18 protein-coding genes are annotated in these 19,056 nt (G+C 62.4%); 6 read left to right on the forward strand and 12 right to left on the reverse strand.

Annotated features, from left to right (window positions below; genetic code table 11):
- Window positions 1-20: 20 nt before the first annotated feature.
- The 5 genes from pstB to KHO49_RS00460 form a co-directional block, all read right to left on the reverse strand.
- Window positions 21-854 carry a phosphate ABC transporter ATP-binding protein PstB gene (pstB, locus tag KHO49_RS00440; RefSeq protein ID WP_102862316.1) on the reverse strand — a complete coding sequence of 278 codons (834 nt, stop codon included), beginning with the start codon at window positions 852-854 and terminating at the stop codon, window positions 21-23.
- Between the two features lie 90 nt (window positions 855-944).
- Window positions 945-2,615, reverse strand: a complete 1,671-nt coding sequence (pstA, locus tag KHO49_RS00445) for a phosphate ABC transporter permease PstA (RefSeq protein WP_110594204.1) — start codon at window positions 2,613-2,615, stop codon at window positions 945-947.
- A 15-nt stretch (window positions 2,616-2,630) separates the two neighbouring features.
- A complete protein-coding gene (locus tag KHO49_RS00450; protein ID WP_102862318.1) occupies window positions 2,631-4,916 on the reverse strand; it encodes an ABC transporter permease subunit in 2,286 nt (761 codons plus the stop codon).
- A 219-nt stretch (window positions 4,917-5,135) separates the two neighbouring features.
- The gene (locus tag KHO49_RS00455) at window positions 5,136-6,119 is read right to left on the reverse strand and encodes a phosphate ABC transporter substrate-binding protein PstS (protein ID WP_102881328.1); all 984 of its coding nucleotides are present in this window, start codon (window positions 6,117-6,119) and stop codon (window positions 5,136-5,138) included.
- Between the two features lie 262 nt (window positions 6,120-6,381).
- Window positions 6,382-7,680 carry an MFS transporter gene (locus KHO49_RS00460; protein ID WP_102862320.1) on the reverse strand — a complete coding sequence of 433 codons (1,299 nt, stop codon included), beginning with the start codon at window positions 7,678-7,680 and terminating at the stop codon, window positions 6,382-6,384.
- A 515-nt stretch (window positions 7,681-8,195) separates the two neighbouring features.
- On the opposite strand from KHO49_RS00460, the gene KHO49_RS00465 reads away from it, so the two are divergent.
- Complete coding sequence (locus KHO49_RS00465) at window positions 8,196-8,600, forward strand: acyl-CoA thioesterase (RefSeq protein ID WP_003229628.1); 405 nt, start codon at window positions 8,196-8,198, stop codon at window positions 8,598-8,600.
- Between the two features lie 40 nt (window positions 8,601-8,640).
- A complete protein-coding gene (locus tag KHO49_RS00470; RefSeq protein WP_213664452.1) occupies window positions 8,641-9,540 on the forward strand; it encodes a D-hexose-6-phosphate mutarotase in 900 nt (299 codons plus the stop codon).
- Window positions 9,541-9,696: 156 nt separating this feature from the next.
- Here KHO49_RS00470 and KHO49_RS00475 read toward each other — a convergent pair whose 3' ends face one another.
- From KHO49_RS00475 to KHO49_RS00495, 5 genes are all read right to left on the reverse strand, one after another.
- On the reverse strand, window positions 9,697-10,233 hold the full coding sequence (locus tag KHO49_RS00475; protein ID WP_102881330.1) for a DUF3299 domain-containing protein: 537 nt from the start codon (window positions 10,231-10,233) through the stop codon (window positions 9,697-9,699).
- Window positions 10,234-10,371: 138 nt separating this feature from the next.
- Complete coding sequence (locus KHO49_RS00480) at window positions 10,372-10,617, reverse strand: GlsB/YeaQ/YmgE family stress response membrane protein (RefSeq protein ID WP_110652886.1); 246 nt, start codon at window positions 10,615-10,617, stop codon at window positions 10,372-10,374.
- A gap of 107 nt (window positions 10,618-10,724) precedes the next feature.
- On the reverse strand, window positions 10,725-11,807 hold the full coding sequence (locus KHO49_RS00485) for a 5-(carboxyamino)imidazole ribonucleotide synthase (protein WP_102881331.1): 1,083 nt from the start codon (window positions 11,805-11,807) through the stop codon (window positions 10,725-10,727).
- Between the two features lie 11 nt (window positions 11,808-11,818).
- Window positions 11,819-12,310 carry a 5-(carboxyamino)imidazole ribonucleotide mutase gene (gene purE / locus KHO49_RS00490; RefSeq protein WP_016967060.1) on the reverse strand — a complete coding sequence of 164 codons (492 nt, stop codon included), beginning with the start codon at window positions 12,308-12,310 and terminating at the stop codon, window positions 11,819-11,821.
- Window positions 12,311-12,768: 458 nt separating this feature from the next.
- Window positions 12,769-13,686 (reverse strand): LysR substrate-binding domain-containing protein, encoded by a 918-nt coding sequence (locus KHO49_RS00495; RefSeq protein ID WP_110594200.1) that lies wholly within the window; start codon window positions 13,684-13,686, stop codon window positions 12,769-12,771.
- Between the two features lie 181 nt (window positions 13,687-13,867).
- On the opposite strand from KHO49_RS00495, the gene aspA reads away from it, so the two are divergent.
- Entirely contained in the window at window positions 13,868-15,292 is a 1,425-nt protein-coding gene (gene aspA, locus KHO49_RS00500; protein ID WP_102862326.1) for an aspartate ammonia-lyase, read from the forward strand.
- A 385-nt stretch (window positions 15,293-15,677) separates the two neighbouring features.
- Here the strand turns inward: aspA and KHO49_RS00505 are convergent, their stop codons facing one another.
- Window positions 15,678-16,022, reverse strand: coding sequence for a type II toxin-antitoxin system RelE/ParE family toxin (locus KHO49_RS00505; protein ID WP_103291506.1), 345 nt, complete (start codon window positions 16,020-16,022; stop codon window positions 15,678-15,680).
- A gap of 14 nt (window positions 16,023-16,036) precedes the next feature.
- Window positions 16,037-16,285, reverse strand: a complete 249-nt coding sequence (locus KHO49_RS00510; RefSeq protein ID WP_025131512.1) for a prevent-host-death protein — start codon at window positions 16,283-16,285, stop codon at window positions 16,037-16,039.
- 610 nt (window positions 16,286-16,895) lie between these two features.
- On the opposite strand from KHO49_RS00510, the gene KHO49_RS00515 reads away from it, so the two are divergent.
- From KHO49_RS00515 to KHO49_RS00525, 3 genes are all read left to right on the forward strand, one after another.
- Window positions 16,896-17,249: a DUF6124 family protein gene (locus KHO49_RS00515; protein WP_102881332.1), complete on the forward strand. Its 354-nt coding sequence runs from the start codon at window positions 16,896-16,898 to the stop codon at window positions 17,247-17,249.
- A 274-nt stretch (window positions 17,250-17,523) separates the two neighbouring features.
- Window positions 17,524-18,303 (forward strand): hypothetical protein, encoded by a 780-nt coding sequence (locus tag KHO49_RS00520; protein WP_349628949.1) that lies wholly within the window; start codon window positions 17,524-17,526, stop codon window positions 18,301-18,303.
- A 97-nt stretch (window positions 18,304-18,400) separates the two neighbouring features.
- Entirely contained in the window at window positions 18,401-19,048 is a 648-nt protein-coding gene (locus KHO49_RS00525; protein ID WP_213664453.1) for a YcxB family protein, read from the forward strand.
- The last annotated feature ends 8 nt before the right edge of the window (window positions 19,049-19,056 follow it).

Below are 19,056 nucleotides of genomic sequence, written 5' to 3' on the forward strand. Positions count from 1 at the left end.
GTGCGGCTTGCAGCTGCTTTCTAGCCGTAACGCCCGGTGATGTAGTCTTCGGTCTGCTTCTTCGCCGGATTGGTGAACAGCGTATCGGTATCGCCGAATTCCACCAGTTTGCCCATGTACATGAACGCGGTGTAGTCGGAAACCCGCGCCGCCTGCTGCATGTTGTGGGTGACGATGACGATGGTGAACTTGGATTTGAGCTCGTAGATCAGTTCTTCGACCTTCAGGGTCGAGATCGGGTCCAGGGCCGAGCAGGGTTCGTCCAGCAGCAACACTTCCGGTTCCACGGCGATGGTCCGGGCAATCACCAGACGCTGTTGCTGGCCGCCGGACAGGCCCAGGGCCGATTCGTGCAGGCGGTCCTTGACCTCATCCCACAGCGCCGCGCCCTTGAGCGCCCACTCTACGGCTTCGTCGAGCACACGCTTTTTGTTGATGCCCTGGATACGCAGGCCGTAGACCACGTTTTCGTAGATGGTCTTGGGGAACGGGTTGGGCTTCTGGAACACCATGCCGACCCGACGACGCAGCTCGGCCACGTCTTCGCCCTTGCGGTAGATGTTGTTGCCGTAAAGGTTGATCGCGCCTTCTACACGGCAGCCGTCCACCAGGTCGTTCATGCGGTTGAAGGTCCGCAGCAGGGTCGACTTGCCGCAACCGGACGGGCCGATGAAGGCGGTCACGCGCTGCTTGGGGATGTTCATGCTGACGTCGAACAGTGCCTGTTTCTCGCCGTAGAACAGGCTCAGGCCGGGCACTTCGATGGCCACGGTCTCTTGTTCCAGGCTCAGGCTCTGCTTGTCGCGGCCCAGGGCGGACATGTTGATGCCGTGAGTATGTGCTTCGTGTTGCATGGGATGCTCCCTGTGCTACCAATTCGTTTGTCGTGAACCGCAGGCGTCTGGCCTGCGGTGACATCATTGTGTTCTGTAGAAGCCAGCCGATTAGCTGTCCAGCGCCTTGTACTTCTCGCGCAGGTGGTTGCGAATCCACACGGCCGACAGGTTGAGCACGGCGATCACCAGCACCAGCAGCAGCGCGGTGGCGTACACCAGCGGCCGCGCCGCCTCGACGTTGGGGCTCTGGAAGCCGACGTCATAGATGTGGAAGCCCAGGTGCATGATCTTCTGGTCCAGGTGCAGGTACGGGTAGTTGCCGTCCACTGGCAGCGACGGCGCCAGTTTCACCACACCCACCAGCATCAGCGGCGCCACTTCACCGGCGGCACGGGCCACCGCGAGGATCATGCCGGTCATCATCGCCGGGCTGGCCATCGGCAGGACGATCTTCCACAAGGTCTCGGCCTTGGTCGCGCCCAGGGCCAGGGAACCTTCACGCACGGTACGGGGAATCCGCGCCAGGCCTTCCTCGGTGGCCACGATCACCACCGGCACTGCCAGCAGCGCCAGGGTCAGGGAAGCCCAGAGCAGGCCCGGGGTGCCGAAGGTCGGCGCCGGCAGAGCTTCGGGGAAGAACAGCCGGTCCACGGAACCGCCCAGCACGTAGACGAAGAAGCCCAGGCCGAATACGCCGTAGACGATGGCCGGAACCCCTGCCAGGTTGTTCACCGCGATGCGGATCACCCGGGTCAGGGTGTTCTGCTTGGCATATTCACGCAGGTAGACCGCCGCCAGTACGCCGAACGGGGTGACGATCATGGCCATGATCAGGGTCATCATCACGGTGCCGAAAATCGCCGGGAAGATCCCGCCTTCGGTGTTGGCTTCACGGGGGTCGTCGCTGAGGAATTCCCAGATCTTGCTGAAGTAGAAACCGATCTTGGTGAAGGTGCCCATGGCATTCGGCTGGTAGGCGTGCACCACCTTGCCCAGGCTGATCTCCAGCTCTTTGCCGTTGGCATCGCGGGCGGTCAGGCTGTCGCGATTGAACTGGGCGTGTAGGTCATTGAGCCGGGCTTCGATGTCCTGGTAACGGGCATTGAGTTCGGCCCGCTCGGCGTCCATGTCGGCTTGAGCGGCGGGGCTCATCTGGCCCTCCAGCTCCAGCTTGCGGCCGTGCAGGCGGATGCGCTCCAGACCGGCGTTGATCGCGCCGATGTCGGACTTCTCCAGGCTCTTGAGCTGGGCCGCCAGTTGGTTCACCCGGTTGATCCGTGCTTGCAGCTCAGGCCAGGCGGCCTCGCCTTCGGCGACCACCTTGCCGCTTTCCTTGACGTTGACCAGGTAGCCGTAGAAGTTGCCCCACTCACGGCGCTCGATGGCCATCAGCTCCTTGGGGTAGCTCTGGTTGGTCAGCCACTCACCGACGATCCAGGTGAAGTCGTTGCCGTTCAGGTCACGGTTGCCGACCTTGATCAGCTCCCGGGTCATGAATTCCGGGCCCTGGTCGGGCACCGGCAAACCGGCACTCTTCAGGCGCGCCCGGGGCACTTCTTCCTTCTGCACCACTTCACCGATGACCAGGTGGTTGGCCTGGCCCGGCACGTCATAGCTGGCGTGCACCAGGTCGGCCGGCCAGAAGTGGCCGAGGCCGCGCACGGCGATCACCGCCAGCAGGCCGATGGTCATGATGACCGCGATGGACACCGCGCCACCGCTGATCCAGACGCCCGGGGCGCCGCTCTTGAACCAGTCTTTTAGGGAGTTCTGTTTCACAGACTTCTACCTTTCTTAAAGCGACGAGTATTTCTTGCGCAGACGCTGACGAATCAGTTCTGCGAGGGTGTTCATGACGAAGGTGAACAACAGCAGCACCAGCGCCGAGAGGAACAGCACGCGGTAGTGGCTGCCGCCGACTTCCGATTCGGGCATTTCCACCGCGACGTTGGCGGCCAGGGTACGCAGGCCTTCGAACAGGTTCATTTCCATGATCGGGGTGTTGCCCGTGGCCATCAGCACGATCATGGTCTCGCCCACGGCGCGGCCCATGCCGATCATCAGTGCCGAGAAGATCCCCGGGCTGGCGGTGAGGATCACCACCCGCGTCATGGTCTGCCACGGCGTGGCGCCCAGGGCCAGAGAGCCCAGGGTCAGGCCGCGAGGCACGCTGAACACGGCGTCTTCGGCGATGGAGTAGATGTTCGGAATCACCGCAAAACCCATGGCCAGGCCGACCACCAGGGCGTTGCGCTGGTCGTAGGTGATCCCCAGGTCGTGGGAGATCCACATGCGCATGTCGCCGCCGAAGAACCAGTTTTCCATGAACGGGCTCATGTACAGCGACAACCAGCCCACGAACAGGATCACCGGAATCAGCAGCGCACTTTCCCAACCATCCGGCACTTTCAGGCGGATCGACTCCGGTAGGCGGCTGAAGATGAAACCGGCCACCAGAATGCCGATTGGCAGCAACATCAAGAGGCTGAAGATGCCCGGTAGATGACCTTCGACATAGGGCGCCAGGAACAGGCCGGCGAAGAAGCCGAGGATCACCGTCGGCATCGCTTCCATCAGCTCGATCACCGGCTTGACCTTGCGGCGCATGCCCGGGGCCATGAAGTAGGCGGTATAGATCGCCGCTGCCACGGCCAATGGCGCCGCCAGCAGCATGGCGTAGAACGCCGCCTTCAGGGTGCCGAAGGTCAGGGGCGAGAGGCTCAGCTTGGGTTCGAAGTCGGTGTTGGCCGCGGTGGATTGCCAGACGTATTTAGGCTCGTCGTAGTTCTCGTACCAGACCTTGCTCCACAGCGCGCTCCAGGACACTTCCGGGTGCGGGTTGTCCAGCAGCAGCGGCTGCAGCTTGCCACCGGCCTCGACGATCACCCGGTTGGCCCGTGGCGACAGGCCGAACAGGCCCTGGCCATCCACCACCTGATCCACCAGCAGGGTGCGGTGGGCGGTGCTGTGGAACACCCCGAGCTTGCCGGCGGCGTCCAGGGCAACGAAGCCCTTGCGCCGCTCTTCGGCAGTGATTTCAACGATAGGCGCGGTGCCCATCTGGAAGGTGCGGATCTGCTTCAGGCGCAGTTCGCCATCCGGGTCGCGAGCCATGAACCACTGGGCCAGGCCACCCTTGGACGTACCGATGATCAGCGAGATGCCGCCTACCAGCTGGGTGCTGGCGGTAACTTCGGTATCTGCGTCTTCCAGCAGTTTGTAGCGACCGTTGAGGCTCTTGTCGCGCAGGCTGAACACGTCGGCCTGGGCCCGGCCATTGATCACATACAGCCATTGCTGGCGCGGATCGATGTACATGGCCTTCACCGCCTCGGTCATCTGCGGCAGCTCGATGCGGCTCTGCTCGCTGGTGACCTCGCCAGTCATCATGTTTTCTTCGCGGGTCAGCTTCAGCACATGCAGTTGCGCACCGGTGGAACCGGCGATGATCAGCGACGAATCAGTGGCGTTGAGGTTGACGTGCTCCAGGGCACCGCCCTGCTCGTTCAGGGTGATCGGGCTGTCGCCGTAGGGGTACTCGATGGCCGGTGAGATGGTCTTCTTACCGTCCGGGTAGCTGACCTTGTAGGTGTGGCGGAACACCAGGGCCTGACCGTTGGACAGACCGACCACCACCAGCGGATTGCCGGGCTGGTCCTTGCCGATGGACACCACGTTGGCGCCGGCCGGGATCGGCAGGTCGACCTTGCGCAGCTCGGCACCGCTGTCGATGTCGAAGAACAGCGCCTGGCCCTTGTCGGAGACACGCATGCCGACCTGGTTCTGCTCTTCCAGGGAGAACATCAGCGGCTTGCCGGCGTCCTGCATCCAGGCCGGGGTCAGCGGGTCCTTGACGGTCAGGTCGGCGCCCTGGAACAGCGGCACCACGACATAGGCGAGGAAGAAAAAGATCAGGGTGATCGCACCCAGTACCGCCAGTCCGCCAACCAGGACGTACCAGCGGGTCAGGCGGTCTTTGAGCGCGCGAATGCGACGCTTGCGTTGCAGTTCAGGCGTATTGAAGTCAATGCGCTTGGGGGGAGAAGTCGTAGTCATGGGGGAATTGGCCAGATCATTCATGCGCACACCCTAGCGATCCTGTATGACAGAAAGATGACAATGCAGTGACGCAGCAAATCCGCCACGTGGCAAAGCCGGCAGCGGGTTGAAAAATGAGGTTGCAGGAGCCGGCTGGCCGACGAACCGGCCTTGAGCCTGGGTCGCCCTTGCGGGCGCTGCCGCCCGGCCCGCTCCTACGAAAACGAGAAGGTCCGGGGAGCCCGGACCTTCTGCGGCGGCTTATGCGCCTTCTTTCAGGCCCAGGTCAGCCAGGGCCTTGGCGGCCACCTTGGCTGGCAGCGGGATGTAGCCGTCCTTGACCACTACTTCCTGACCCTGCTTGGACAGGACCAGTTTCACGAACTCGGCTTCCAGCGGGGCCAGAGGCTTGTTCGGGGCTTTGTTGATGTAGACGTAGAGGAAGCGCGACAGCGGGTACTTGCCGTTCAGGGCGTTTTCTTCGGTGTCTTCGATGAAGTCGCTGCTGCCTTTCTTGGCCAGGGCCACGGTCTTCACGCTGGCGGTCTTGTAGCCGATGCCCGAGTAGCCGATGCCGTTCAGCGAGGAGCTGATGGACTGCACCACCGAAGCCGAACCTGGCTGCTCGTTGACGTTAGGCTTGAAGTCGCCTTTGCACAGGGCTTCTTCCTTGAAGTAGCCGTAGGTGCCGGATACCGAGTTACGGCCGAACAGTTGCACCGGCTTGTTGGCCAGATCGCCTTTCACACCCAGGTCGCCCCAGGTTTTTACGTCAGCCTTGGCGCCGCACAGACGGGTGGACGAGAAAATCGCGTCGACCTGTTCCATGGTCAGGTGCTGGATCGGGTTGTCCTTGTGCACGAACACCGCCAGGGCGTCCACGGCCACCGGGATAGCGGTTGGCTTGTAGCCGTACTTCTGCTCGAAGGCCGCCAGCTCGGTGTCCTTCATCTTGCGGCTCATCGGGCCCAGGTTGGAGGTGCCTTCGGTCAGCGCAGGTGGCGCGGTGGCGGAGCCGGCGGCCTGAATCTGAATGTTGACGTTCGGGTATTCCTTTTTGTAGTTCTCGGCCCACAGGGTCATCAGGTTCGCCAAAGTATCGGAACCGACGCTGGACAGGTTGCCCGACACACCAGTGGTCTTGGTGTAGCTCGGGATAGCAGGGTCAACAGCGGCAACCGCGTGGGCAGTCGCAACGCCAGCGGCGACAAAGGTCATTGCCGCCATCAAACGCTTCAGTTTCATGCCTTACTCCTAGCAGATAGGGTGTGTTAAGTCGGGGCCAAGTATCTGTAGGCCGTGTGAACACTCTATGTCCGGAATATGACAATTAGATGAAAGGCCAGCACTCCTGAACGCAAACGGGCCTTTCTTTATACGGCGATAAAAACCTCTGTAGCCGCTGCCGAAGGCTGCGACCGACCCGCAGGGTCGCGACACTCTTCAGCGCCCAGCAGGGCCTGCGGCCCTGTCGCAGCCTGCGGCAGCGGCTACAAGATGGCGCAGATCAGCGGCCCTTGGCCCACAGGTACAGCCCCACCAGCAGGCCGATGCCGCAAATGATTGCCACATAGTAAGCCGGCCCCATCGGGCTTTCCTTGAGCAGCCAGGTCACCACCATCGGCGTCAGGCCACCGAAGATCGCGTAGGCCAGGTTGTAGGAAAACGACAGGCCGCTGAAACGCACCACCGCCGGGAACGCCTTGACCATCACATAAGGCACCGCGCCGATGGTGCCGACAAACAGACCGGTCAGGGCATACATCGGGAACAGCCACTGCGGGTTATCCAGCAAGCCGTGATAGAAGGTCCAGGAGGTGGCCAGCAGCAAGGCGCTGCCGAACACGAACACCTTGCCAGCGCCGAAACGATCCGCCAGAACCCCGGAGATCACGCAGCCCAGGCTCAGGAACACAATGGCCAGGCTGTTGGCTTCCAGGGCGGTGATGGCCGGGAATTTATAGACGGTCTGCAGCACCGTCGGGGTCATCAGGATCACCACGATGATCCCGGCGGACAGCAGCCAGGTCAGCAGCATGGAAATGACAATGGCGCCACGGTGATCGCGCAGCACGGTGCGCAGGGGCAGCTCTTCGGCCAGGGCCTTGCGCAATTGCAGCTCGGCGAACACCGGGGTTTCGTGCAGCAGGCGGCGCAGGTACACCGAGAACAGGCCGAACACCCCGCCCAGCAGGAACGGAATCCGCCAGGCGTAGTCGGCCACTTCCACCGGGGTGTAGATGCTATTGATGGCGGTGGCCACCAGCGAGCCCAGGAGAATGCCGGCGGTCAGGCCCGCCGTCAGGGTGCCGCAGGCGTAGCCGATATGCCGCTGAGGCACGTGTTCGGAAACGAATACCCAGGCGCCTGGCACTTCTCCACCGATGGCCGCGCCCTGAATCACCCGCATCAGCAACAGCAGGATCGGCGCCCATAAGCCAATCTGCGCGTAGGTCGGCAAGAGGCCCATGATCAGGGTCGGCACCGCCATCATGAAGATGCTCAGGGTGAACATCTTCTTGCGCCCCAGCAGGTCGCCAAAGTGCGCCATGACGATCCCGCCCAGAGGACGGGCCAGGTAGCCGGCGGCGAAGATGCCGAAGGTCTGCATCAGGCGCAGCCACTCGGGCATGTCCGCCGGGAAGAACAGCTTGCCGACCACGGTGGCGAAGAACACGAAGATGATGAAGTCGTAGAACTCCAGCGCGCCGCCCAAGGCAGATAGCGACAGGGTCTTGTAATCACTACGGGTCAAGGGACGGGCGGGCTGCGCTGGCTGCGCGGCGCTCGAGGGCACAGTGGTCATGGCAAGGGCTTCTCTTATTAGTCGGTTCCGGCAACCGCAACAGCGCTGGTTGGGGCCTGGCAGGTTCGGCACGATAGCAAATTGTTCGAATGCGTACACAGCGGCGCACAAATGACTCACAAATTTGCGAACTGAGTGGGTCGTCGCGGAGTCTATCGACCGATATACTCGCAAACCTCGAAGCGCAAAGCCGCTTCTGGCAAGGGTTGCTGTACGAAAACCCGTTGTCCTCATGCGCTGTGAGAACGTAGCGAGCGAAAGCAAGGCAAGGCAGAAACAGGCACGGATGCGGAGTCTACGTGTTGTAAATGAGCAATCCGTGCCTGTTTCTAACGCAGTATTGCTGAGCGCAGTAGTTCTCACAGTGCATGAGCAGCCGATTTCGCAGAGTTTCCCTATAGCACGCCTTAGAAAGAACGTGACGAACGCAGTGTGTTCGGGCTGAATCGTTTTTCCTGAAGACGGCTATTCACCTGAAGTCACCATGAAGCGTCACGGGTCAGAGGCCCCTCGGCATGATAGAACTCGAACAAGAAGATCCAATCCCGCAAGGCGACCTGGCCCTGCAAATCACCGCTTTGCCCCGGGAAACCAACGGCTTTGGCGATATTTTCGGCGGCTGGCTGGTGGCGCAGATGGACCTGGCGGGCACCGCCATGGCCAGCCGCGTCGCCGGTGGCCGAGTCGCTACCGTGGCCATCGATCGCATGGCGTTCCTGGTGCCGGTGGCGGTGGGCGCGCAACTGTCCTTCTATACCCAGACCCTGGAGATCGGCCGCAGCTCGATCCAGATGATGGTGGAAGTGTGGAGCGACGACCCGCTGTCCAGCGAATGGCGCAAGGTCACCGAGGCGGTGTTCGTGTTCGTCGCCATCGACGGCAGCGGCCGCACCCGTTCGGTTCCGCCCCGAGCGCGCTAGGTTCCTACAACACCCAAGCCACCCTAACGAGAACCGCAGCATGCCCACGCCCCACGTTGAAACGGTGAAACTGGATGAACTGAACTGCTGGCGCATCCGCCACGGTGATGCCGAACTGCTGGTGGCCCAGCAAGGCGCGCACATCCTCAGTTATCAAGTGGCCGGGCAACAGCCGCTGATCTGGCTCAACGACGAGGCGCAGTTCAAGACCGGCAAGAGCATCCGCGCCGGGGTTCCGGTGTGCTGGCCCTGGTTCGGCAACTTTGCACGCAACCCGCAAAGCGTGCAGGCCATGCGCCAAAGCGCTGAACCGGCACCGGCCCACGGCCTGGTGCGGGCCAGCGACTGGGAACTGCAAGGCATCGAAAGCGACGGCGACAGCTTGCTGGTACGGCTGCGCCTGCCCTGCCCCGCTGGCGGCTTTCCTGGCTGGCCCCATCAGGTGGAACCGAGCCTGAGCATCCGCCTCGACGAGCAACTGCACATCAGCCTCACCAGCCATAACCTGGGCACAGAAAGCGTGAGCATCAGCCAGGCGCTGCACAGCTATTTCGCGGTCAGCGATGTGCGCAAGGTGCAGGTCGAAGGCCTGGACGGGCTGAACTACATCGAAACCCTGGAAGACTGGACCACCAAGGTCCAGAGCGGCGCCCTGCACTTTAGCGGCGAGACCGACCGCATCTACCTGAACGTCCCGGCGCAGCTGGATATCGTTGATCCGGACTGGCAACGACGGATTCGCCTGAACAGCGCAGGCTCGCGCACCGCCGTGATCTGGAACCCCTGGATCGACCGCGCCGCGCAATTTGGCGACATGGCCAACGACGGCTGGCAGCGCATGCTGTGCATCGAGACCGCCAACGTGATGGACGACATCGTCACCCTGGCACCTGGCGCCCGCCACACCCTGAGCGTGAGCATCAGCGCCGCCCCGCTCTGACCCCACCTAGCTGCGTAGGAGCTGGCTTGCCAGCGAAGAGGCCCTCAGACCGTCAGCGTTCTTGAGGCCGCTTTCGCCGGCAAGCCGGCTCCTACAAATGCCTTCAGCGGTCCAGTTCAACAGAGCCGCTTGGAAGGCACATTCAGCGCTGCGGCTTCAGAGATCCGATTCCTGCACCACCCGCACCTTCGCCGCATCCAGGGCGTAGGCCGCGTCGGCCAGGTCATTGCTGACCGTCTCGATCTTCAAGGTGCCGGTCACCCACAGCGGCGTGTAGATGTCCTCCAGCTTCACGCCCTTGGGAAAGCGCACCAGCACCAGCTGGTTGGGCGGCGGTGGCGGCACGTGGATGCAGGCGCCCGGGTACGGCACCAGGAAAAACAGCGTGCTGCGCCCCTTGGCATCAGCCTCCAGCGGCACCGGATAGCCGCCGAGGCGGATCTGCTTGTCGTTCATCGCCGGCACGGTCTTGGTGGAATACATCACCGCCGGCAAGCCCTTGCTCTGCTTCAGGCCGCCCTTTTCGGTGAAGGTGCCATTGGCTTCGGGGGAGTTGTGGTCGATTTCCGGCATCTGCTCCAGGGCTTTCTGGTCCGACTTGGGCATCAGCTCCAGCCAGTCGGTTTCCGGCAGTTCGCCAGCCTGGGCCAGGCCGCAGCCCAGCAGAACAAAGGTCAATAGAAGACGGCGCATGAGAGGGTGGCTCGGTCAAAAAGGAAGGACGGAAAAACCCGGGCATTCTAGTGCCCAAAGCGTCGGCTGCGTTGAAGTTTCAGATGAAGAAAAGGGCTCCCCTCGGCACGAGCGGCAGAGGGGGCTTGCAGGGGGAAATCAGCTTTTCTTGACGAAGCCGTAGATCACCAGCAGGACGATCGCGCCCACCAGCGCACCGAGGAAACCGGCACCCTGGCCAACCTCATAGAGACCCAGAGCACGGCCGCCATAAGTGGCTGCAAAGGAGCCGGCAACGCCCAGCAGGATGGTCATGATCCAGCCCATGCTGTCGTCTCCCGGCTTGAGGAAACGCGCCAGCAGACCAACGATCAAGCCGATGAAAATGGTTCCAATAATGCCCATGGCTGTTCCTCTGTAAGGGGGGATCAAGCCAAAGCCTAGCCAGCACTTTGGCATCCTGCTATCAGAGAACGGCGGGAAACGAAGGTTCCCGCCAGCCGGAGGATTTGTTACTCGGCGATCAGCGCTTGCACCTTGAGGATCTGCGCTTGCAGGGTCGCCTGATCGGCGCAACGCAGGTTGGCGTGGCCGACCTTGCGTCCGGCCTTGAAGGCCTTACCGTAGTGATGCAGGTGGCAGTCGTCGATAGCGATGACTTTGTCCACCGGCGGCACTTCGCCGATGAAGTTGATCATGGCGCTCTCACCGACTTTGGCTGTGGAACCCAGAGGGAGACCGGCTACCGCCCGCAGGTGGTTTTCGAACTGGCTGCACTCGGTGCCTTCGGTGGTCCAGTGCCCGGAGTTGTGCACCCGCGGGGCGATCTCGTTGGCCTTGAGGCCGCCGTCGACTTCGAAGAACTCGAACGCCATCACGCCGACGTAATCCAGCTGCTTGAGCACGCGGCTGGAGTAGTCCTCGGCCAGGGCCTGCAGCGGGTGATCGCTGCTGGCCACCGACAGGCGCAGGATGCCGCTGTCGTGGGTGTTGTGCACCAGCGGGTAGAAACGGGTTTCACCGTCACGGGCACGCACGGCGATCAGCGAGACTTCACCGGTGAACGGCACGAAGCCTTCGAGCAGGCAAGGCACGCTGCCCAGTTCGGCGAAAGTGCCTGCGACGTCGGCGGCGCTGCGCAGGACCTTCTGGCCCTTGCCGTCGTAACCCAGGGTGCGGGTCTTGAGCACGGCCGGCAGGCCGATGCGCGCCACGGCGGCGTCGAGATCCGCCTGGGACTGGATGTCGGCAAACTCCGGGGTAGGAATTCCCAGGTCCTTGAACATGCTCTTCTCGAACCAGCGATCACGGGCGATGCGCAGGGCTTCGGCGCTCGGGTAGACCGGCACGAACTGCGAGAGGAAGGCCACGGTTTCCGCCGGCACGCTCTCGAATTCGAAGGTCACCAGGTCCACTTCATCGGCCAGCTGGCGCAGGTGGTCCTGGTCGCCGTAGTCGGCCCGCAGGTGTTCGCCCAGGGCGGCGGCACACGCATCCGGCGCCGGGTCGAGGAAAGCGAAGTTCATTCCCAGCGGAGTCCCCGCCAGGGCCAACATGCGGCCCAACTGGCCGCCACCGATTACACCGATCTTCATCGTCAACAACCTCAGGCGACGCGCGGGTCTGGATTGTCCAGGACGCTGTCTGTCTGTTCAGCACGGAATTTTTTCAGCACCGCATGGAACTGCGGGTGCTTGGCGCCCAGGATGCTCGCCGAGAGCAGGGCCGCGTTGATCGCGCCCGCCTTGCCGATGGCCAGGGTGGCCACGGGGATGCCGGCGGGCATCTGCACGATGGACAGCAGCGAATCCACGCCCGAGAGCATCGACGACTGCACCGGCACGCCCAGCACCGGCAGGTGGGTCTTGGCCGCGCACATGCCCGGCAAGTGCGCCGCGCCGCCGGCACCGGCGATGATCACCTCGATGCCACGCGCCTCAGCCTCTTCGGCGTACTGGAACAGCAGGTCCGGGGTGCGGTGTGCGGACACCACCTTCACCTCGTAAGGGATGCCGAGCTTTTCCAGCATATCGGCGGTGTGGCTAAGGGTGGACCAATCGGACTTGGAGCCCATGATCACGCCAACCAGTGCACTCATCGTCGTGCCTCTTCTCTCTGGGCGCCCGCGGGCGCGTCAAAAACAACAAGCCACGCGAAAATGCGTGGCTTGACTGTACGAATTATGGCCGGACGAACCGGCCGAAGGCCGCGCAGTATACCGAAAAAGCCGCGCTAAACGCACTTTCGCCGACCATCTGTCGAACAAAGTATTTCCGGCGCAAAACCCCGGTTTTATTGACTCTGAAGTCAGTCTCCCCGAACTGAAAACCCCTCGCAGCCAGACCAGTTCCCTGTAGCCGCTGCCGCAGGCTGCGAACGACGGCGCAGCCGGCGCCAGCGCTATATCCCCAATCCTTCAGACACTTCGCAGCGCCAGGTTTGGCGGCCCCTGCGGGGCCGAGCATCCGAACGCGGCCCGAACCTGCGGCAGCGGCTACAGGGTCTGGCGTTGCCGACGCTGACATTCCCTCGCGATCTGCAACACCGGCATCAGGCTCATGCGTTGCCCGTCGCTTGTGCGGCGGCGCCTTCCAGCTTGCGCCAGAGCAAGCGCACGTTGGCCTTGCGCACCAGGGCGCAGCGGTACAGGCGGATCTCCAGCGGCACATGCCATTGCGCACCGCCACAGACCACCAACTCGCCCCGGGCCAGTTCGGCGCGCACGCTCAGTTGCGGCACCCAGGCAATGCCCAGCCCTTCCAACGCCATGCTCTTGAGGCTGTCGGCCATGGCGGTCTCATAAACCGTGGTGAAGCGCAGGTTGCGCTGGCGCAGCAGCAGGTTCACCGAACGCCCGAGAAAGGCCCCGGCGCTGTACGCCAGCAACGGCACACTGGCCTCGCCTTCCAGATCGAACAGCGGCTTGCCCTGGGCATCGGCAGCGCACACCGGGAGCATCTCGGTGTGCCCCAGGTGCAGCGAGGGGAAGATTTCCGAGTCCATCTGCAAGGCCGCGTCCGGGTCATAGAAGGCCAGCATCAGGTCGCAGCCGCCTTCGCGCAGGGCGTGCACCGCATCACCGACGTTGGTGGCCACCAGCCGCGTGGCGATGTTCAGCCCTTCATTGCGCAGTTGCGCGATCCAGCGCGGGAAGAAACCCAGCGCCAGGGAGTGGGCCGCGGCCACCTGCATCACTTCGCCCTGGCCGCCTTCCAGATGGTGCAGGTGACGCACCACCTCGCCGAGCTGTTCGACCACGGTGCGCGCGGTGACCAGGAACAACTGCCCCGCCGCCGTCAGTTCCACCGGCGTGCGCGAGCGGTTGACCAGGGTCAGGCCCAGGGCTGCTTCCAGGCTGCGGATGCGCCGACTGAAGGCCGGCTGGGTCACGAAACGTCGCTCGGCAGCCTGGGAAAAGCTGCGGGTGGCGGCCAAGGCACTGAAGTCCTCGAGCCATTTGCTTTCCAGATTCATCACGTCCTCCCGGACACGCACCATTTTAGGTCACACGCTCGCCGGCAAAGCGGCGTCACACCGGCATTATGCCGAATATGCATAGCCCAGTGTTTAACAGCATTGGCCCAAAAATTCCCTTCGGCCTAGGATTCGCAGCGTTCCCGGCACAGACCGGGTCCCTACCGAGATGATCTCCGTCATGTCCTCCGCTGCATCTTTCCGCACAGAAAAAGACCTGCTTGGCGTACTCGAAGTACCGGCTCAAGCGTATTACGGCATCCAGACCCTGCGAGCGGTGAACAACTTCCGTCTCTCCGGCGTTCCGATTTCGCACTACCCAAAACTGGTCGTGGCCCTGGCAATGGTCAAGCAGGCAGCTGCTGACGCCAACCGCGAACTGGGTCATCTGAGCGAAGCCAAGCATGCGGCCATCAGCGAGGCCTGTGCCCGTCTGATCCGTGGCGACTTCCACGAAGAGTTCGTGGTGGACATGATTCAAGGCGGCGCTGGCACTTCGACCAACATGAATGCCAACGAAGTCATCGCCAACATCGCGCTGGAGGCCATGGGCCACAGCAAGGGCGAATACCAGTACCTGCACCCGAACAACGACGTGAACATGGCGCAGTCCACCAACGACGCCTACCCGACCGCGATCCGCCTGGGTCTGCTGCTGGGCCACGACGCCCTGCTGGCCAGCCTCGACAGCCTGATCCAGTCGTTCGCCGCCAAGGGTGAAGAATTCAGCCACGTCCTGAAAATGGGCCGTACCCAGCTGCAAGACGCCGTGCCGATGACCCTCGGCCAGGAATTCAAGGCCTTCGCCACCACCCTGGGTGAAGACCTGGCTCGCCTGAAGACCCTGGCGCCGGAAGTGCTGACCGAAGTCAACCTGGGCGGCACCGCCATCGGCACCGGCATCAACGCCGACCCGCGCTACCAGGCCCTGGCCGTACAACGCCTGGCCACCATCAGCGGCCAGCCGCTGGTACCGGCTGCCGACCTGATCGAAGCCACCTCCGACATGGGCGCCTTCGTGCTGTTCTCCGGCATGCTCAAGCGCACCGCGGTCAAGCTGTCGAAGATCTGCAACGACCTGCGCCTGCTGTCCAGCGGCCCACGCACCGGCATCAACGAAATCAACCTGCCAGCGCGTCAGCCCGGCAGCTCGATCATGCCTGGCAAGGTCAACCCGGTCATCCCGGAAGCGGTCAACCAAGTGGCGTTCCAGATCATCGGCAACGACCTGGCCCTGACCATCGCGGCCGAAGGCGGCCAGCTGCAACTGAACGTGATGGAGCCTTTGATCGCCTTCAAGATCTTCGACTCGATCCGCCTGCTGCAACGCGCCATGGACATGCTGCGCGAGCACTGCATCACCGGCATCACCGCCAACGAAACCCGTTGCCGCGAACTGGTGGAGCACTCCATCGGCCTGGTCACCGCACTGAACCCGTACATCGGCTATGAAAACGCCACCCGTATCGCCCGCATCGCCCTGGAAAGTGGCCGTGGCGTACTGGAACTGGTGCGCGAAGAAGGCCTGCTGGACGACGCCATGCTCGACGACATCCTGCGTCCGGAAAACATGATTGCCCCGCGCCTGGTTCCGCTGAAAGCCTAACCGCCGCGACACCGAAACATGCAACACCGCTCACCAGGTTGAGGGACTAGACACCTCTCACCTTTTGAGGGCTTGGAGATACGTCTCCAGGCCCTTTTTTTTTGGTTTTCACGAAGTCCCGGAAACCCAGAAACAAGACCGCCTATTGTTCAGCGCCGACCCTTGGTGGAGCGCCGTGATAGTGCGGAAGCTGTGCACAGTTTCGCTTCATGACAGACGCAGCGCTGCCCCCCTCTCGCCCTTCACTTTTCGAAATTTCGAACAAGATGGAGAGTGGCGAACGCGTGAATCTAATTTCCATAGAACGTATTGGTAAGACCCCTTCCCGGTCCTAGTGCGGGTGACACGCTCAAACACCCCATCGGAAGGCTCACACCCACAATCGTTAATCGGTATGCAGCAGGCAGTAACGAATAAGTGCCTGCTCGACGCTTTGCTTATCCCGCAGCACCAGCCCAATCACGATCGCCTGATCCGCATCTACGATTTCGTAGAACACCCGGTATCCATCGGTGTTGAGCTCACGGTAATGCAAAATGCCCAGGTCGCTTGCTTGAGGGCTGACTGGGTAGCCTAACGGGGCGGACAAGAGCTTGTCCTGAAGAGCGTCAATCACAGCATCCAGCCGCTCAAAGGCGGACTTAAGGTCGCTATAGTCGGCCAGATGCACGATCTGGTCTTCAATGCTTTGCTGTGCGGTTTCGGTGTAGCGGATGGTCAGTGTTGACATCTATCCCACCCTTTTTATTTGTGGGCAAACCTCTTGCTCAGGCGGGCCTTGAGCTCATCAGTCGAACAATGCTTGCCTTGGGCGTACTCGCGCGAACTGACTGCGAGCAATTTCACCAACGCCACTGCCTCGTCGCGGCGCTTACGCTCAACGTAAGACTCGACAACGTAAACAGGCACACCGTTTTGCGTGACGACCATTGGTTCCTCTAAAGGAAGGTCGGATGCGTATCGTTTTAAAAAGCTGACCGTTTCAACTCGCATGAGTGAAACCTCCTACATTTGGCGACGTGCTCGCCGCCCTGCTACGAACTGATCCTGTGCGAATTCGCCGCTCAGGATGCCTAACGCTCACTATGCAGGATCGCAATCATCCTGCCGGCTTGAACCCTACACTATATTCAGCCCAAATATAGACCGATTATCGAATCCTGATTTCACTGAATATCAAATCATTTTTCTGCTCCTATGATTGACCGGTGTGCCGTTTTTTTACCTGGAAAAAAGCCGCGATTTGTCAGGCGATGCCGCCCGGCATCGAAGCGGATTCGCTTTGTTTTGTAGGGCAAATCCGAGAGAATCCCCAACGCCTTTGAGCGCCTTGTACCCCTTCAAACGATCAGGCAGTCTCCCGGGGCCGCTGCCAAATCAGCGGCCCGGATGTGGAAGTCTGGGATAAAGGACGTGCAGTCGTCTCATTCGAACATCCTTGCCGATGCGGCTTGGGTGAACCCGATCTATGGCGGCTGTGCGTAGGGCACCTACGGGTGCGCCGGTTCCTTTAGCCCGGTCTTCCACACCTGCGCACGGCTGCCACCCTCTCATGTGGAAGTGAGATCCGGCGGTTTCTTAAATTGCTAAAGGAACCAGTCTCATGAAAAAGCTCGTCCCCGACCCACCCTTGTCCACCGATCATCCACGCCGCGACCCGGAGCTGGACCGCGCCAACGCCAACCTGCTGGCCGCCTTGCACGGCACCCGCCATCGCCCCTTCGGCCTGCGCGACGCCCAGGGCCATCCGCTGTTCGCCGTACAGCCCCAGGTGAATGCCGAAGACGCCCTGATGCACGTTTCCTTGCTGCTCAAATGCGCCGAAGAGGTGTCCGATGAAATCACCGAACGGGCCAGCGGCATCGAACGCGGGCTGATCTGGTCCATGGTGCATTCCGTGGAAATGGCCCGCGCCGTGGTGGACGCCCTGCTCGACGGCGCCCGCACCACTCCCTGACGCAACCTGTAGCCGCTGCCGAGCCCGCGAGGCTGCGAAAAGGTCCGCAGGACCTTCAGCGACCTTGAGAACCTCGCGTCCCTTCGGGCCGTTCGCAGCCTGCGGCAGCGGCTACACCACCCAACCTGAACTGCGACCGCGACCTCATTTGTAGCCGCTGCCGAGCCCGCGAGGCTGCGAAAAGGTCCGCAGGACCTTCAGCGACCTTGAGAACCCCGCGTCCCTTCGGGCCGTTCGCAGCCTGCGGCAGCGGCTACAGGTTTTGCCCGGCGCGGTGGATAATCAGCCTCCCGCCGCAGCCGGCAATGACTATCAAGGCACCCTGTCGATGGACCCGACGCACACCCAGGCCCTGCAACAGTTACGCAAGCTGATCCCCATCGGCTTGCGCCACGCCCAGGCCCTGCTCGCCCGTTGCGCCAATAATCCGCAGCAAGCCGCCGAGCTCTACAAAGCCGAGCTGTTGCAGGTGCTGGTAGACAAATCCGGCCTGCCCCCCGAGCAAGCCCGGGAACACCTGCTCAACGCCGCTTACGACCTGAACCGCGCCCTGCACGCTATAGAAGAAGCACGCTTCACCCTGACCCAGCGCATCCTGCGCAAGCATCACCGGGACAAGGGCCAGGCCCTGGACCTGATCGCCCAGGCCATCGAAACCGCCGAGCAGCTGCCGCGCCAGTACTGGCTGGATTTCCAACGACTGGAGGCGCTGCCCCCGGCACCGCGCTGCTTCATGATCCTTCACGAATGGCTGGCCTTCGAGGGCTGGGAAGGCTTCGACAGCGCCCTGCACTTTCATCTGCCCCAGGCCATCGCTCAGTTCAGGCTCCTGCATCTGGACGCCCTGGCGGACACCCTGGAGCAGGCCGATCAGCGCCAGCAGCAGCTACGAGCCGCCCACGCCGGGAGCGAAGGCCCCGTCGAGCTGGCCATGCGCATCAACCAGGACCCGTTCTTCAACCGCTGCCAGGACCACTTCAACCAGCAGCGGCCGCAGCTGGACGAGGGCCTGTACCAGTGGGTGGAGCAACATCTGGAGCAGTTTCCAGCCTGAACAGCCGCTCGGCGTTGGCGCACACGCCGCTGCTCAACACACACCAGAGCCGGTAGACTGCCGCCCTCACCGAACACGGACCTCGGATTCAGCCCCCATGGAATTGCACTACCGCATCACCCCCGCCCACACCGAAGCCTGGATTGCCGAACCGCTGAAGCAGGAATTGCTCAAGGATGATCAGCAGCATGTCCGGGCCATGAGCACATTTGCCCGGTGGCAAGGCCGCTTTATCGGTCCCGTGATGTTCACCCTGTGCCTGATCGGCGGCTGCCTGTCGATCTACTTCCCCGAGCGGACCTTCACCCCGGAGAAGGTCATCGCCATGGTGGCGTTCGCCTTGATCTTCATCCCCCTGTGGTGGCGCTTTTCCGGACGCTGGATCAAGCACCTGCAAGCCCGGATTGCCGCCACCCCGATCAAACCCCAAGCGCCGTTGCGCGGCTTGAGTCAGCGCCTGATCGATACCCGCTTGCGGGCCGTCGAAGGCACCTATTGCCTGAACTTCGACGACCAGGGCTTCACCCTGCTCAACACCCGCGGAGGTCAGAGCAGCCTGGCCTGGAAGCAGATCGCAAGCGTGCAGGAAATTCCCGACTTCTACCTCGTGGCGGACGCCGATATGGAGCGTCAAGGCGTGGCCTGCTTCATCGCCAAACACACTGACCTGATGCCCACCGAGGCCTACCAGCAGGGGCTGCAAGCCTTCCTGAGCCAATGCCCGGCGGCACTGCCAGCGCACTAACCGCCTCT

Source organism: Pseudomonas sp. RC4D1 (genome assembly GCF_018390395.1).
Lineage (GTDB): Bacteria > Pseudomonadota > Gammaproteobacteria > Pseudomonadales > Pseudomonadaceae > Aquipseudomonas > Aquipseudomonas danubii.